Annotated in this window: 11 protein-coding genes; 6 read left to right on the forward strand and 5 right to left on the reverse strand. The window is 62.6% G+C overall.

Features of this window, described 5'->3' with window-relative positions:
* Positions 1-9 precede the first annotated feature (9 nt).
* The 3 genes from gatC to CABTHER_RS08495 form a co-directional block, all read right to left on the reverse strand.
* Positions 10-297 carry an Asp-tRNA(Asn)/Glu-tRNA(Gln) amidotransferase subunit GatC gene (gene gatC, locus CABTHER_RS08485; protein WP_014100212.1) on the reverse strand — a complete coding sequence of 96 codons (288 nt, stop codon included), beginning with the start codon at positions 295-297 and terminating at the stop codon, positions 10-12.
* 39 nt (positions 298-336) lie between these two features.
* Positions 337-768, reverse strand: coding sequence for a hypothetical protein (locus CABTHER_RS08490; RefSeq protein WP_014100213.1), 432 nt, complete (start codon positions 766-768; stop codon positions 337-339).
* Between the two features lie 82 nt (positions 769-850).
* A complete protein-coding gene (locus tag CABTHER_RS08495) occupies positions 851-3,166 on the reverse strand; it encodes a sensor histidine kinase (protein ID WP_014100214.1) in 2,316 nt (771 codons plus the stop codon).
* A 78-nt stretch (positions 3,167-3,244) separates the two neighbouring features.
* On the opposite strand from CABTHER_RS08495, the gene thiL reads away from it, so the two are divergent.
* Positions 3,245-4,285 carry a thiamine-phosphate kinase gene (thiL, locus tag CABTHER_RS08500; protein WP_049787488.1) on the forward strand — a complete coding sequence of 347 codons (1,041 nt, stop codon included), beginning with the start codon at positions 3,245-3,247 and terminating at the stop codon, positions 4,283-4,285.
* Here thiL and CABTHER_RS08505 read toward each other — a convergent pair.
* Together CABTHER_RS08505 and CABTHER_RS08510 are read right to left on the reverse strand one after the other, a co-directional pair.
* The gene (locus CABTHER_RS08505; protein ID WP_014100218.1) at positions 4,234-5,022 is read right to left on the reverse strand and encodes a dolichyl-phosphate beta-glucosyltransferase; all 789 of its coding nucleotides are present in this window, start codon (positions 5,020-5,022) and stop codon (positions 4,234-4,236) included. The two genes, thiL and CABTHER_RS08505, sit on opposite strands and share 52 nt — an antisense overlap.
* Positions 5,019-6,071 (reverse strand): class I fructose-bisphosphate aldolase, encoded by a 1,053-nt coding sequence (locus CABTHER_RS08510; RefSeq protein ID WP_014100219.1) that lies wholly within the window; start codon positions 6,069-6,071, stop codon positions 5,019-5,021. The genes CABTHER_RS08505 and CABTHER_RS08510 overlap by 4 nt, the downstream gene beginning before the upstream one ends.
* A 180-nt stretch (positions 6,072-6,251) precedes the next feature.
* On the opposite strand from CABTHER_RS08510, the gene CABTHER_RS08515 reads away from it, so the two are divergent.
* The 5 genes from CABTHER_RS08515 to CABTHER_RS08535 all read left to right on the forward strand — a co-directional run bounded on the left by CABTHER_RS08515 (position 6,252) and on the right by CABTHER_RS08535 (position 13,410).
* Positions 6,252-6,959: a response regulator transcription factor gene (locus CABTHER_RS08515; protein WP_014100220.1), complete on the forward strand. Its 708-nt coding sequence runs from the start codon at positions 6,252-6,254 to the stop codon at positions 6,957-6,959.
* A gap of 88 nt (positions 6,960-7,047) precedes the next feature.
* Complete coding sequence (locus CABTHER_RS08520; RefSeq protein ID WP_014100221.1) at positions 7,048-8,280, forward strand: exonuclease SbcCD subunit D C-terminal domain-containing protein; 1,233 nt, start codon at positions 7,048-7,050, stop codon at positions 8,278-8,280.
* A complete protein-coding gene (locus CABTHER_RS08525) occupies positions 8,277-12,050 on the forward strand; it encodes an AAA family ATPase (protein ID WP_014100222.1) in 3,774 nt (1,257 codons plus the stop codon). The genes CABTHER_RS08520 and CABTHER_RS08525 overlap by 4 nt, the downstream gene beginning before the upstream one ends.
* Before the next feature lie 48 nt (positions 12,051-12,098).
* Positions 12,099-12,422 carry a hypothetical protein gene (locus CABTHER_RS08530; protein ID WP_014100223.1) on the forward strand — a complete coding sequence of 108 codons (324 nt, stop codon included), beginning with the start codon at positions 12,099-12,101 and terminating at the stop codon, positions 12,420-12,422.
* The gene (locus tag CABTHER_RS08535; protein ID WP_014100224.1) at positions 12,409-13,410 is read left to right on the forward strand and encodes a KpsF/GutQ family sugar-phosphate isomerase; all 1,002 of its coding nucleotides are present in this window, start codon (positions 12,409-12,411) and stop codon (positions 13,408-13,410) included. Before CABTHER_RS08530 ends, CABTHER_RS08535 begins: the two co-directional genes overlap by 14 nt.
* The last annotated feature ends 33 nt before the right edge of the window (positions 13,411-13,443 follow it).

Consider the following 13,443-nt stretch of genomic DNA (forward strand, 5'->3'; position numbering starts at 1 on the left):
TGCCGGTTTTCAAAGCACGCGGGGAACCTTGAAGTGCCCGTACCCGGACGCCGGGGCATTGGCCAGGGCGACCTCGGTTCCGGGTGGGGTGTGCGGTATATCGGGACGCAGGGCCGTATCGCCCACGGCACTACAGTGCGACATGGGCGGCACATCCGTGGTGTCCAGCTCATTCAAACGGTCGAAGTAGCCGACGATGGCGCCCATCTGTGCGGCCAGGCGATCAAGGTCAGCCGCCGAGGGACGCAGGTTGGCAAGCTGGGCGATTTTCTCAACATCCTGGGTGGTAATGGCCATCGCTTCCTCCAAAAAAAGAGCGTGAAAGCTGGAAGAAAACTACTCGATGACCGGGTCCGAGGCTGACGCCCGACCGCCACGCCGGTCGCTCCCGCGCAGTTTTCCGGTCTGGTCAATGAAATAGGACATCCGTCCCGAAGCCGGATAATCGGTAGGCACACTATAGCAGGCAAATGTGTTTTCTGAAGCCTCAATGAAAAATTGTGACATCCTGGCTTCGGAAGGGTCGTTCGGCAGAAAACCGGCGTCCACAAGTTCCGCCAGGGACGCATAGCGCCCGTGGGCGGCATGGAAGGACGACTCGACACGGGCAATCGTGAGCATGCTGGCCCGCGTCGCATTGTCCCGTGAGGACTGGCTGGCCGCAACAACAACCTCATCCGGGCTTTCCTGCTTTTTGCAGGCCGGACTCATCCCCAGCACCAGCGCCACACTGACCACCTGACACACACCAAACACAACCTTTCGCATGAACAGCCCTCTCCTGCTCCTTTGGTTTGCTCAACATGTGGTTTGCTCAACCTTCCACGCTCTGTGCCTTCGGGTTGCCGGTTTACCCGATAGGCATTACAGGCCCAATGGGCAGCGTGGACGCTTCAGCCGCCGTGTGCCGGGAAGGGACCTCGGCGGCCGGAAACTCAAGGACGAACGTGGCCCCCCGTGGATGGTTCGGTTCGTAGCGAATCGTGGCCCGGTGGTCGGCCAGAATGTGCGCGACAATTGCCAGCCCCAGTCCCGTTCCCCGTTCACGGGTCGAAAAATACGGCTCAAACAGGCGGTTGCGGGCTTCCGGCGGAATCCCGACGCCGGTATCCGAAATCCGCAACCGGACGGTTTCCCGCGCCGCCGCATATTCTGTAGTGATGCGAATCTCGCCCCGCGCCGGTTTTTCGCCACCAGCTTCAATGGCGTGCAGCGCATTGTCAATGAGATTGACCAGACACCGCTTGATTTGTTCGGCATCGAGCAACACAGGCGGCAGATTGCCGGCCAGCTCAGTGGTCAATCGGACTCCGCCCAGCCGTTCGGCATACAGGACGACCGTCCGCTCAACGATGTCATCCAGTGAACCCGGCGCAAGCTGGGCATCAGGGAGCTTGGCAAAACGCGAGAACTCGTCCACGAGCCGCTGGAGCGTCGTTACTTCGCCAATAATACTCGCCGCACATTCCTCGACCGTTGCCCGGAGGCGCGGAAGATGCGCCGCCTGCCGCGCGACATTGCGCGCAATCCGCTCGGTGGAAAGCTGAATGGGCGTGAGCGGATTCTTGATTTCATGCGCCATGCGCCGCGCGACCTCGCTCCACACAGCGTTGCGCTGGGCCTGCATGATGGGTGAAATGTCGTCGAGCATTACCACAATGCCGGTGATTTGCCCGCCGGTGTCCGAAAGCCTCGTGGCCGTCAGTGCCACCTGCAGGGAGGGGCGGTTGGGCAACCGGATTTCGGTCTCCAGGGTCGTCTGGGGCACCCGCCGGGCGCGCCGTAGAAGCCGCTCGAAATCCCCCCGATTCCCCGGTGGCACATGCAGCAAAAATTCATCGCCGACCACCAGTGTCGCGCCCAGCATATTGCAGGCGGCGGGGTTGAACGTCGTCACCCGCCACTGCGTATCGAGCGAGACCACGCCAGTACACAGACTTCCCAGAATGGTCTCGATATAGCGACGGCGCTCATCAAGCTGTACGCGGTTGACGCGCAACTGCTGCGCCATGGCGTTGAAGGAATCCACGAGCACCGCCAGCTCGTCCTGGGCTTCGACCTGCACAACATAATCGAGATTCCCCTGTGCGACAGCTTCCGTCGCTTCGGCCAACGCCCGCAGCGGCACGACGACAAAGCGGGCCGTGGTGATGGCAAACCACATCGCGCCGAACATCAGAAAGAGCGTGACGAACCCCAGAATCAGCAGGTAGTTGAGCTTGAGCGTCCGCGACTCGGCGGCGAGGGTTGCCCGCTGGTTGGCCACCTGGGTCAGTTCGGCAATCTTCTGATCGAGCACCGGCGGCATCGTACGCACAACCACAAGCACGTCTCTGGTTTCCCCGACCGGAACGGCCGCAGCGATAAAGGTACTCAGATTGCTCTCCAGATGGCCTGTCGGAAACGGGTCCGACCGCGCGCGCCGATGCAGACCGGCGATGAAGTCCGGTGGTAGTCCGGCCCAGTCGCCAAAAATGGCGCGGGGCTGTCCCTCTCTGTCCAGCCACTGGCCGGCTTCAATGCCGAGCGCCTGCGCTTCATCCACAAAAAGCTTCCGCGCCTGTTCCATTCGCGCACTTTCCGGCAGCTTTTTTCTTTCCGTCTGTCCCGGCGCTTTTTCGCCCGCCAGCCAGGACAGCAGCCGGCGCCCAACGGCGCGCCCGTCATCCTGAAGGGAACGCATTTCGCGGGTCAGTACCAACCGCTGAATAGCCACGGCGCTCTCCCGGTAACGTTCGGCCGGCAGGTTGAACCACTTGTCCAGACTGCGGTTCAACAGCCCGTAGGCAAAGAAAAACAGCATCAGCAGCGGCAGGGCGGAGACAATGAGTGAAGCCGTCACCAGGCGCGTCTGGAAGGAGGTCCCGAGCGTGCGCTGCCGCCGTTCCTGCTGCAACTTCATGACGTTGCGAATCAGCAGCGCCAGCAGGATGATGAGCGCCAGAAAGTTCAGCGCCGACAGCGCATACAGCATCCACGTCGCCGAAACATTGCGCGGCGCGAGAAAAGGCAGCACATTGAACGCCGACTGAACGACGAGCGCTCCCAGCAGCACGATGACGAGAATGAGCAGGGACAGCGTCCGTACCCGCCGCAAACGATAGGCGCGCAGCGCACGGGTCGCTTCCTGGGGGTTGACGATGCTCACCGGGTGCTCGGAAGACATGCCGACTGAAAAGCCATTCAAGTGGGATGCCCGTTAGTTGTAACACAGCCGCGGCCTGACAACCGACCGGTTTTACCTTTGCCCGAAACCAACCGCGCCATGCCCTCCGAACGGGATTTTCTCCGCCGTCTCCACTCCGTCGCACGCCGTGGATGTCCTGATCTCCAGATTGGGATTGGAGACGATGCCGCCCTCATCACGCCGCGCCCCGGACGCCACCTGGTCGTCATGAGCGATGCCCTGGTTGAGGATGTTCATTTTCGCCAGCGCTACGTACCGGCTGCGGCCATCGGGCACAAGGCGTTGGCCATCAACCTCAGTGACTGCGCCGCCATGGGCGCGACGCCCCGGTTCTGCCTGCTTTCCCTGGCCCTTCCGCCTTCAGCGCAGCCGCTGGCCGAAGACATCGTACAGGGATTGCTGGCTCTGGCTGACCGGGTGCAGGTCAGTCTGGTCGGCGGAGATACCACGGCCAGCCCACAGTCCATGTTCGTGGACGTGTGCCTGATAGGTGACATCGCTCCTGGCTGCGCCGTCACACGCGCCGGGGCCCGGCCGGACGACTACCTGTTTGTGAGTGGAACCCTTGGCGCGGCTGCCGCCGCCCTTCAGGCGCTTGAGCAGGGGGCCGCGCCGCCCGATGCGGCTTCCGAAGCCCGGTTTCTGTTCCCGGAACCGCGTCTCGAACTGGGCCAACACCTGGCGGCACACGGCCTGGCCACGGCCATGCTCGACATCAGCGATGGACTGTCACTCGATCTGGCGCGGCTGTGCGAAGCCAGCCAGGTTGGCGCGGTGCTGGAAGCAGCGGCGCTTCCCATTGCCCCGGCAGCCGTGGCGATCGGCCCCGATCAGACAGCCGCGCGTCGGCTGGCGCTCGACGGCGGTGAGGACTATGAACTGCTCTTCACGGTCTCTCCCCGGCAGGCGGCAACCGTGGCGGCGCTGAGCGGCACAGCGGCGGTCGGCGGCGTTTCCCTTACCTGCATCGGACGCATCACAGCCGGCCACGACATCACCCTGCACATAGATGGAGAAACCCACCCGCTTCCGGCGCGTGGCTATGATCACTTTGTGAGGCCCGGAGGTAGTGCAGGAACGGCCGCCACCTGGGCGTAACCGCCCCGCTGCCAGCGCCACGGGAGCAGGGCCACATCCCAGAACGGCCGCACGGAACGCCAGTTGAAACCGACCTTCGAGCCTTCCGCGTGATTCCACACCACCGGCACTTCGGCCACCCGCGCGCCGATGTTTTGCGCCAGATAGAGAATTTCCACATCGAAGGCAAAGCCCCGCACCTGCTGCGCCTGAAAGACGGGCAGAAAGACATCCCGCCGGAAGGCTTTGAAACCGCACTGGGTGTCGGCGTACTTCAGTCCCGTCAGAACCCGCACGAAGCGGTTGAAGCACCGGCCGGCAAACTCGCGCAGAGCGGACTGATGCACACCAATCTGCGAATCCGGCAGGTCGCGTGAGCCGATAGCCGCATCGTACTGCCCGGCGGTAATCGGTTCCAGCAGCTTGGGAGTTTCGGTCAGCGGCGTCGAAAGGTCGGCGTCCGAAAACAGCACAACCTGGCCGCGGGACGCCAGAAAGCCATGCCGCACACTGTAGCCTTTTCCCTGATTGCCCGGATTGGACAACACCTGCAGGGAAAGCCCCTGACGTGCAAGGGTAGGAACAAGCTTTCCCGCAACCATGGCTGTCCCGTCGGAAGAGCCGTCATCCACGACGATGACTTCCACCCCGCCGGCAAAATCCCGGAAGTAGGCCCCGACGCTTTCCAGCGTCGGGGCAAGACGGGCGGCTTCGTTATAGGCCGGGATGACAAAACTGAGAGCAGGAGCATCGTTCACGCAATGGTCACTTCCCGGGCGAGATACACATCCTGGATGAGGTTGAGCAGCTTGACACCTTCGGACATCGGCCGCTGGAAAGCCTTGCGCCCGGAAATCAACCCCATGCCGCCAGCGCGCTTGTTGATGACGGCCGTGCGGATAGCTTCGGCAAAGTCATTATCGCCTGACGCGCCGCCGCTGTTGATGAGACCGGCCCGCCCCATGTAGCAGTTGGCAACCTGGTAGCGCGTCCACTCGATGGGATGGTCCGTCGCCAGCTCCGAATAGACTTTTTTGTGTGTCTTGCCAAACTTGAGGGCTTCATAGCCGCCGTTGTTTTCGGGCAGTTTCTGCTTGATGATGTCGGCCTGAAGCGTCACCCCCAGGTGATTGGCCTGGCCCGTCAAATCGGCTGCCACGTGGTAATCCTTCTCGGCTGTCTTGAAGGCAGCATTGCGGGTGTAGCACCACAGAATCGTTGCCATACCCAGTTCGTGAGCCGCTTGAAACGCCTCGGAGACTTCCTGAATCTGCCGGCTCGATTCGGGCGAGCCGAAGTAAATCGTCGCACCCACGGCCACTGCGCCCAGATTCCACGCCTGCTTGACCGTTCCAAACATCACCTGGTCGTACTTGTTCGGGTAAGAGAGAAACTCGTTGTGGTTGATTTTGACGATGAAGGGAATCTTGTGGGCATACTTGCGGGCGGCAAAACCCAGCACGCCAAAGGTTGTCGCCACGGCATTGCATCCGCCTTCAATGGCCAGCTTCACGATGTTGTCACCGTCAAAGTAGATGGGATTAGGCGCAAAGGAAGCCCCGGCGCTGTGCTCGATTCCCTGGTCAACCGGCAGGATGGACATGTAGCCGGTTCCGGCCAGCCGGCCGTGATCAAAGAGTTGCTGCAAGCTCCGCAGCACCTGGGGCGAGCGGTCGGATGGGGCAAAGACCCGATCCACGAAATCCGGTCCGGGCAGATGCAGGTGTTCGGCCGAAATGCCTTTCGCGCGATAGGTCAGCAAAGCTTCGGCTTCATCGCCAAGCAGACGTTCAATTTCTCCAATCATGACAGGAAAACCTCCGGGCAAAGATGATGCAGACAATCCACAGGAAAACTGCCGAAGCCGTTTTGTATCACAAGTGCTAAACTGCGGCGCATAACTCCAGGTTGTGGGCCGGGACTTCCAAATGTACCATACCGCGTACACCTCAACCTGAAATCACGAACTCAAAAATGGTGAAGTGCCATGACTGAACCCGCCAAGACCAGTGTACTGATTGTTGACGATGACCCGACGATTCGCCTGACGGTCGGAGCTTACCTGAGTGGGCAGGGTTATAACGTGCTCGAAGCGGCTACCGGACGCGAAGCCATTGAGACAGCGACCAAGCACCGCCCCCAGGCCATTATCCTCGATGTCATCCTGCCGGACCTCGACGGACTCCAAATCTGCCGTCTGCTCCGTGAATGCAACATTCAGTCGCCGATTCTCTTTCTTTCGACCGACACCGAACTCGACACGCGGTTGCGGGGCTTTTCCTACGGCGGCGATGATTTCCTCACCAAGCCGTTCAACATGCTCGAACTCGGTGCGCGGCTCCAGGCGATTCTGCGGCGGCAGGCGATTACTCCCGACATCGAGGAGGTCATCGTCCGGGGCGACCTTTCCATTGATGTCATCCGGCGGCGGGTCATCCGCAACGGCAAGACGATTGAACTGACGCCAACCGAGTTTCGCATCCTGCTCACCATGGCGCGCCGTCCGGGACAGGTCTTTTCCCGTGACCGCCTGCTCGATGAGCTACAGGATGAGGAAGGCTACCTCCGCAACGTTGACCCGCACATTGCGCGGCTCCGGGCGAAAATCGAACCGATTCCCGGCCGTCCGACCTACGTGCAAACGGTGTGGGGGCAGGGCTACAAGTTCGAGTACGCCAACGCCACCAACCCGTAAGCTCAAACCGCTGGCATCCTTCACACACCTGCCGGAACGTCCTGAAGCCGGCCGGGATGTCATCTTGGCAGGACAGCCACGGTGAGTCATGCGCCTGCTACACACGTCCGACTGGCACTTGGGCATCACCTTGGGCGGACACCCCAGGGAGCAGGAGCATGCGCGCTTTCTCACCTGGCTGCGCGGTACGCTCCAAGAGCAATCCGTTGACGCGCTGCTCATCACCGGCGACATCTTTGATGCGGCCAATCCACCGGCAGCGGCGCAACGGCTCTACTATGACTTTCTGGCAGGATGCCACGCGGCGCTGCCGACGCTCGACATTGTCATCATCGGCGGCAACCACGATTCTCCCGGCCGGCTCGACGCCCCGGCCGAACTGCTCAACCGTTTCCGCGTGCGCGTCATCGGCGGCTTCGCCAGCCAGCCGGACGGGAAGCCCGACTTCGAGCGCCTGCTCGTCCCGCTGACCAATGCCACAGGTGACGTGGCGGCTTGGTGTTTGGCCGTACCGTTCATTCGTCCCTCCGATGTGGGGCTGGCAGAGGACTTCCGTCAGGGCGCGCAGGCGCTTTACGCCCAGCTTTTTGAGGCCGCACGGCAGCGGCGTCAGCCAGGGCAGGCCCTGGTGGCCACCGGACACGCCTTCATGGTCGGCGGACAGGTCTCCGACACCGAACGCCCAATCGAGTGTGGCGGTCTGTATGCTCTGCCGCCCGATATTTTCCCGGAGGATGTTGCCTACGTTGCGCTCGGCCACCTGCACCGGGCGCAGTGTGTCGCCAACCGCCCAAACGTGCGGTACAGCGGCTCACCACTTCCGCTGTCCTTCACCGAGCGCGACTATGCACACCAGGTCGTGCTCATCGAACTCGAAGGCGAGTGCGCCGCGCGAATCGAGCCGCTTCCGATCCCACGGGTGCGTGATTTGCTGCGCGTGCCGCGCCAGGGGGCAGCGTCTCTCGCCGCCGTTCTCGATGAACTGCGCCAGCTTCCCACCACGCCCACCGCACCCGACAAACTGCCGCCGCTGGTCGAGGTATGTGTCCAGCTTGACCGCCCGCAGCCAAACCTGAAAGACGACATTGAACGTGCGCTGAACGGCGTCTGGGCCGAGCTGGCCCGGATTGAACTTGTCCACCCACAGCCGGACAGAGCCGCCTTGCCAGACGGTCTCTCACGGAACAGCCATACCAACCTCACGCCGGAAGCCATGTTTTGCGCCTGCTACCGGGCCAAGCATGGCAGTGACCCACCGGAAGCTCTGAAGCAGGCATTTCACACGCTGCTTCAGGAAACCCTGCAGGAGATGACGCCATGAGAATTCTCGCCATTCGCGGTCGTCATCTCGCCTCACTGACGGACTTCGATGTGTCCCTCGAACAGGGGCTGCTGGGGCGTGCCGGACTGTTCGCCATTACGGGCCCGACCGGAGCCGGCAAAAGCACGCTGCTTGACGCGCTGTGTCTGGCGCTCTATGACCGCCTGCCCCGGATCAAGCGCAAACAAGGCGGCTACCCGGTTCCGGCCGGTACGGCCGATGATGTGGCGCTACCGTTTACCGACTGCCGGCACATCATCCAGCGCGGACAGCGCGACGCCTACGCCGAGGTGGAATTCCTTGGGTGCGACAACAAACGCTGGCGCGCCCGCTGGCAGGTACGCCCGCCACAGCGCAAAACCTCCCGGCAGGGACTGCGCCCATCGGAAGTGGAGTTATTTGAACTGACCACACCGGGCGACAGTACATCACCGGGAAACAGCATCCGCAAAACCGAACACGGCAAGGAAGAAACCCTCAAGCTCATCAGTCAGAAAGTTGGTTTGAGCTACGAGCAGTTCTGCCGGTCGGTCCTGTTGGCGCAGGGCGACTTCGCGGCCTTTCTCAAATCCAGCGCCGAAGAACGCGCCAGCCTGCTTGAAGCCATGACCGATACCCGGCTCTACACGGCACTTTCCATAGCCGCCCATGAGCGGGCCAAACGCGAAAAGGAAGCACTGGAAGCCCTGAAACAACAGACGGGCTACCTCAATCCCCTTTCCGATGACGAACGCCATCAACTCGAAGCTGAACGGGAGCAACGTGCCGCGCAGTGCCGGGAACTTGAACGGCAACGCAGCACCTACGAGCAGGCGCAGCAGTGGTATGACCGGCACGATGCACTGGAAGCCACTTTCCAAGAGGCAAAGGCCGATCATGACGCGGCTCTTCAGGCGCGTCATGATACCGAAAGCCAGCGTGCGTACCTTGCCCGCCTTGACCAGGCGCATCGGCTGCGTCCCATGTATGAAGACCACTTGGCGTCTGACCGGGAGCAACAGCAGGCAGCGCGACAGGTTACTGAAACAGCCGCGCGTCATGGCGCAGCCTGCCAGCACCTTGATGCCGCCCGCAGCCGCGCGGAACAGGCTGAAAAAGACCTTGCCTGTGCCAAGGCCGAGCGCACGGACTGGCAGCCGGCCATCGAAGCAGCGCGCGAACTCGATGTGAAACTTCACCAGGCCCGGCAGCAGGTTTTGGAAGCCGAACACCAACGCGAAGCAGCCAGGCAGCAGTTTCAGGCACAACAGCAGCAACTTGCGGATGCCGAACAGGCGCGGGCACAGGTTACGGAGTCCCTTGCCCAAATCGGCCAGTGGTTGGAAGCTCATTCGCATCTTCAGGCGGTCGCCGACCAGCAGGAGCGGTGGGAGCGCGACATCGGGACTTACCTCGAAGCCAGAAGCGCCCTGGCGCAACTGGAAGAACAGGAAGCCAGACTGACCGCCGACCTCCGGCGCGTTGAAACCGGGTTGGCACGCGCTTACCAGGCGCTTCAGAACGCCGAAGCACAGCTTGCAGCCGACCGGGAGGCACTGCAACGCGCCACCCAGCACCTTGAACGTCTCGCCTATACCCAATCGCCTGACGCACGGCGTGAAGCGCGCCGCCGGATTGATGAGCAACGTGCGAAACTCAATGCACTCCACAAGCTGGTTGAAGCGGCCCACCAGGCGGAACGCGCGTGTGCGGAAGCTGTGCAGGAAGCCGAGGCCGCCCGCACGACGCTGGATGCGCTACGACGGGACACCGAACGCCACACGCACGAGCTGGCCGCATTGGAAGCTGTACTGAAAGAGCGTTTCCGCGAGCTGCGTCTGGCGGAGGCCACCGAGGAGCTGGCCGCCCGCCGTCCCGATTTGCTTGTTCCCGGCCAGCCCTGCCCGCTTTGCGGCTCGACCGAACATCCCGACGCCGACAAGCCGGCTCCGCCCAGTGATCTTGTCGCCCGTATCAGAGCCGAAGTCGAAGCCCTTCAACAGCAGTGCGCTGCCTGCTCGCAGGTTGTACTGGAACTGGAACGCAGGATGGCGGCTGAAGAAACCCGGCTGGAGGCCGCGCGCCAGCGTCAGGACAAGGGAGCGCAGGAAAAAGAAAGCCTCCTGACAGACTGGGCAAAGCAACGGAGTCCAGGCCTGCCTGATTCACCGCTGGCGCCGGAAACCCAGCCGATGCTTGCAGCGGCTTCCAAACGGCTCGCAGAAGAACAACGCCAGCTCGAAGCGGAAGAAAACGCCTGCGAAGCGGCGCGTCGGCAACGGGACGCCGCGCAACAGGCCGTTGACCAAAGCCAGGAACAACTCCGCCAGGCACAGGAAACTTACCGGCAGGCCGAAAACGCCTGGCAACGATTGCACAGTGAGTTGGAGACCTGCCGGGTGCAGTACGCAACCCACGCACAACAGCGTGACCGCTACCTTCAGGAACTTGCCACGGTCTTTTCGGGCAACCGCGACTGGCAGGCGCAACTTGATGCCGACGCCAACGCTTTTCTCGCCCAGGCCGGAAGCGATGCCACCGCCTGGAAAGCACATGTTCAGGCCCGACAGGCAGCCACGGCGCAACTTCAGGAAATCGAACGCCGGATAGCCGCCCACCAATCCGCCCTTGCCAGCGCACAAACCGGGCTGGAACAAATCAAACAGGAGGCATCCGCCAGAGCAAGCGAACTCACAGACCTTGAAACGAAACGCGCTGCCTTACTTGGCGGCCAACCCACCGGGGACTTTTGCCGGAGACTCGATGATGCCATAGCGCAGGCTGAACGCGCTTTCCATGACGCGCGTCAGGCGCTTGCCGCCGCCGAACGTGAGGAAGCCCAGGCCACGGCTGATCACCGGGCGGCTGAGGAACGTCACCGCGAAAAAGCCACGGCGGCTGAGGCTGCCCGCCGGGCGCTCGATGCCGGACTGGCCGAAGCCGGCCTGTCTGAAGCGGAGCTGAATGACCTGCTGGCTGTTTCCGAAGCCGAACAGCAGCAACTGCGGGAGCATATCGCGGCGCTCGATGAGCGGGTCAGACAGACGGCAACCGTGTTGGACACCAGGCGGAAGGAACTCGAAGCCCACCAGGCGTCAGCACCACCGGACATCAGTCGGAAGGACATCCAGGCAAATCTTCCGGCCCTTGCAGAGCGGCTCCGCAACCAGCACCAGACCATTGGGGCGCTGGATGAAAAGCTCAGGCAGGATGCGGAGACCCGCCAACGCCAGGCGGCGCTGGCCGCGGAGATTGAGGCGCAGGAAAAGATTTACCGCTGCTGGGACGATCTGAACGCGGTCATTGGCGCGGCCGACGGCAAACCCTTCCGTCTGTTCGTCCAGAACCTTCAGTTCCAAACCCTGCTTGACCACGCCAACGATTATCTGCGGCGGCTGCGCCAGCGGTATCGCCTGCAGGCCGTCAAGGGTGCCAGTCTGGAACTCCAGGTTCTCGACCACGACCTGGCCGATACCGTACGCCCGATCAGCACGCTTTCAGGCGGTGAGACCTTTCTGGTTTCGCTGGCGCTTGCCCTGGGATTGGCGGCTATGTCAGCCAACAAGGTCACGGTCAAATCCCTTTTCATAGATGAAGGTTTTGGCACGCTCGATCCCCAGTCGCTTGAAACCGCACTGGGCATGCTGGACGAACTGCAAGCCACCGGGTGCCAGATTGGCATCATTTCCCACATCCCGGAACTTGCCGAGCGGATTGGCTGCTGCATTGCGGTGACGCCCAACGGGTGCGGCACGAGTCAGGTTGCCGTGCTTGCCAAAGCCGGGGCATGATCGCCCGGTCATTCCCAAAATGTGCCCTGCAAGGAGACAGCCCGCGCCATGCTGACACCGGAACAACAAGCCCAGTACAACGCCCTGCTGCTGAAGCAGTACAAGGGCACGCTTACCGCCGAGGAGCAGGCGGAGCTGGAAGCCCTACAGTTGCTGCGGGACGCACCGGATACCGCGCCGACCTCGGCCAACATAGCCAACCTGTCGCCCAATCTGGCGCGTTTTGCCGGTGAAGTGGACCTTCTGGAAGCCGACCTGGCGGACATGTCCGGCAAGATTGGCGGACGCAGCGCCCTTGCCGAAGCCAAAACCAGGATGGGAGAAACCGCCACGGATGCTGCCCGGAAACCAGAAGACGATGGCGCACATTGAACGCGGCCGTGAAGTGCTGCGGGTGGAAGCCGAAGCCGTGGCGCGTCTCGTGCACCGGCTCGATGAGCATTTTGCGCGGGCAGTGGACATCATTCTCGCCGGACGCGGGCATGTGGTCACACTGGGCATGGGCAAAAGCGGTTTCGTGGCGCGCAAGACTTCGGCAACGCTGGCCAGTCTGGGGACGCCTTCGTTTTTTCTGCATCCGGCCGAAGCCGCCCATGGCGACATCGGGCGCGTAACCGCCGAAGATGTCATCCTGGTGTTTTCACACAGCGGGGAAACCGAAGAAATCGTCCGGCTGCTGCCCAGCTTTCGGGACCTGGCGCTGCCGCTGATGGCCATTCTGGGACGGACGGACTCGACCATCGGGCGGGCAGCGCAGGTGGTGCTGGAAACAGCCGTGGATGCTGAAGCCTGTCCACTCAATCTGGCCCCGACGGCCTCGACGACAGCCGCCATGGCGCTCGGTGATGCTCTGGCCGTCGCCGTCGGTGCGGCCCGGGGCTTTGCCGCCGAAGACTTTGCCCGGCGACATCCGGGCGGCAAGCTGGGACGCGAACTGCTGCGTGTCGCCGATGTCATGCACGTGGGGGCGGAGGTTCCGACCGTCCAGCCGACAACCCTGATGCCGGACATCATCCACGAAATTTCACGCAAAGGCTTTGGCATCACTACCGTCGTGGACAGCGAACGGCGGCTGCTCGGCGTCATTTCCGACGGCGATCTGCGGCGGCTGATGGAGCATCAGCCGGAAGCCTTCCTGCGGCTTACGGCGGCGGCGGCGCTGGAAGGGCGGCAGGCACGGCATCCACATCCGCGCACGGCGCGGGCAACCGACCGGGCGGTGGCGGCGCTGCGGGCTATGGAAGCGTACCGTATCACCTCGCTGGTCGTTGTGGATGCCCAACAGCGCGTTGAAGGGCTGCTCCATCTCCACGATCTCTGGGGTGTGCTGTCGCCGGCGGGGGCAGAACCGCGCATTTGACAGCCGGTTTGACAGCCGGGCCGGGGCTTTGCC

It is taken from the genome of Chloracidobacterium thermophilum B, assembly GCF_000226295.1.
GTDB lineage: Bacteria > Acidobacteriota > Blastocatellia > Chloracidobacteriales > Chloracidobacteriaceae > Chloracidobacterium > Chloracidobacterium thermophilum.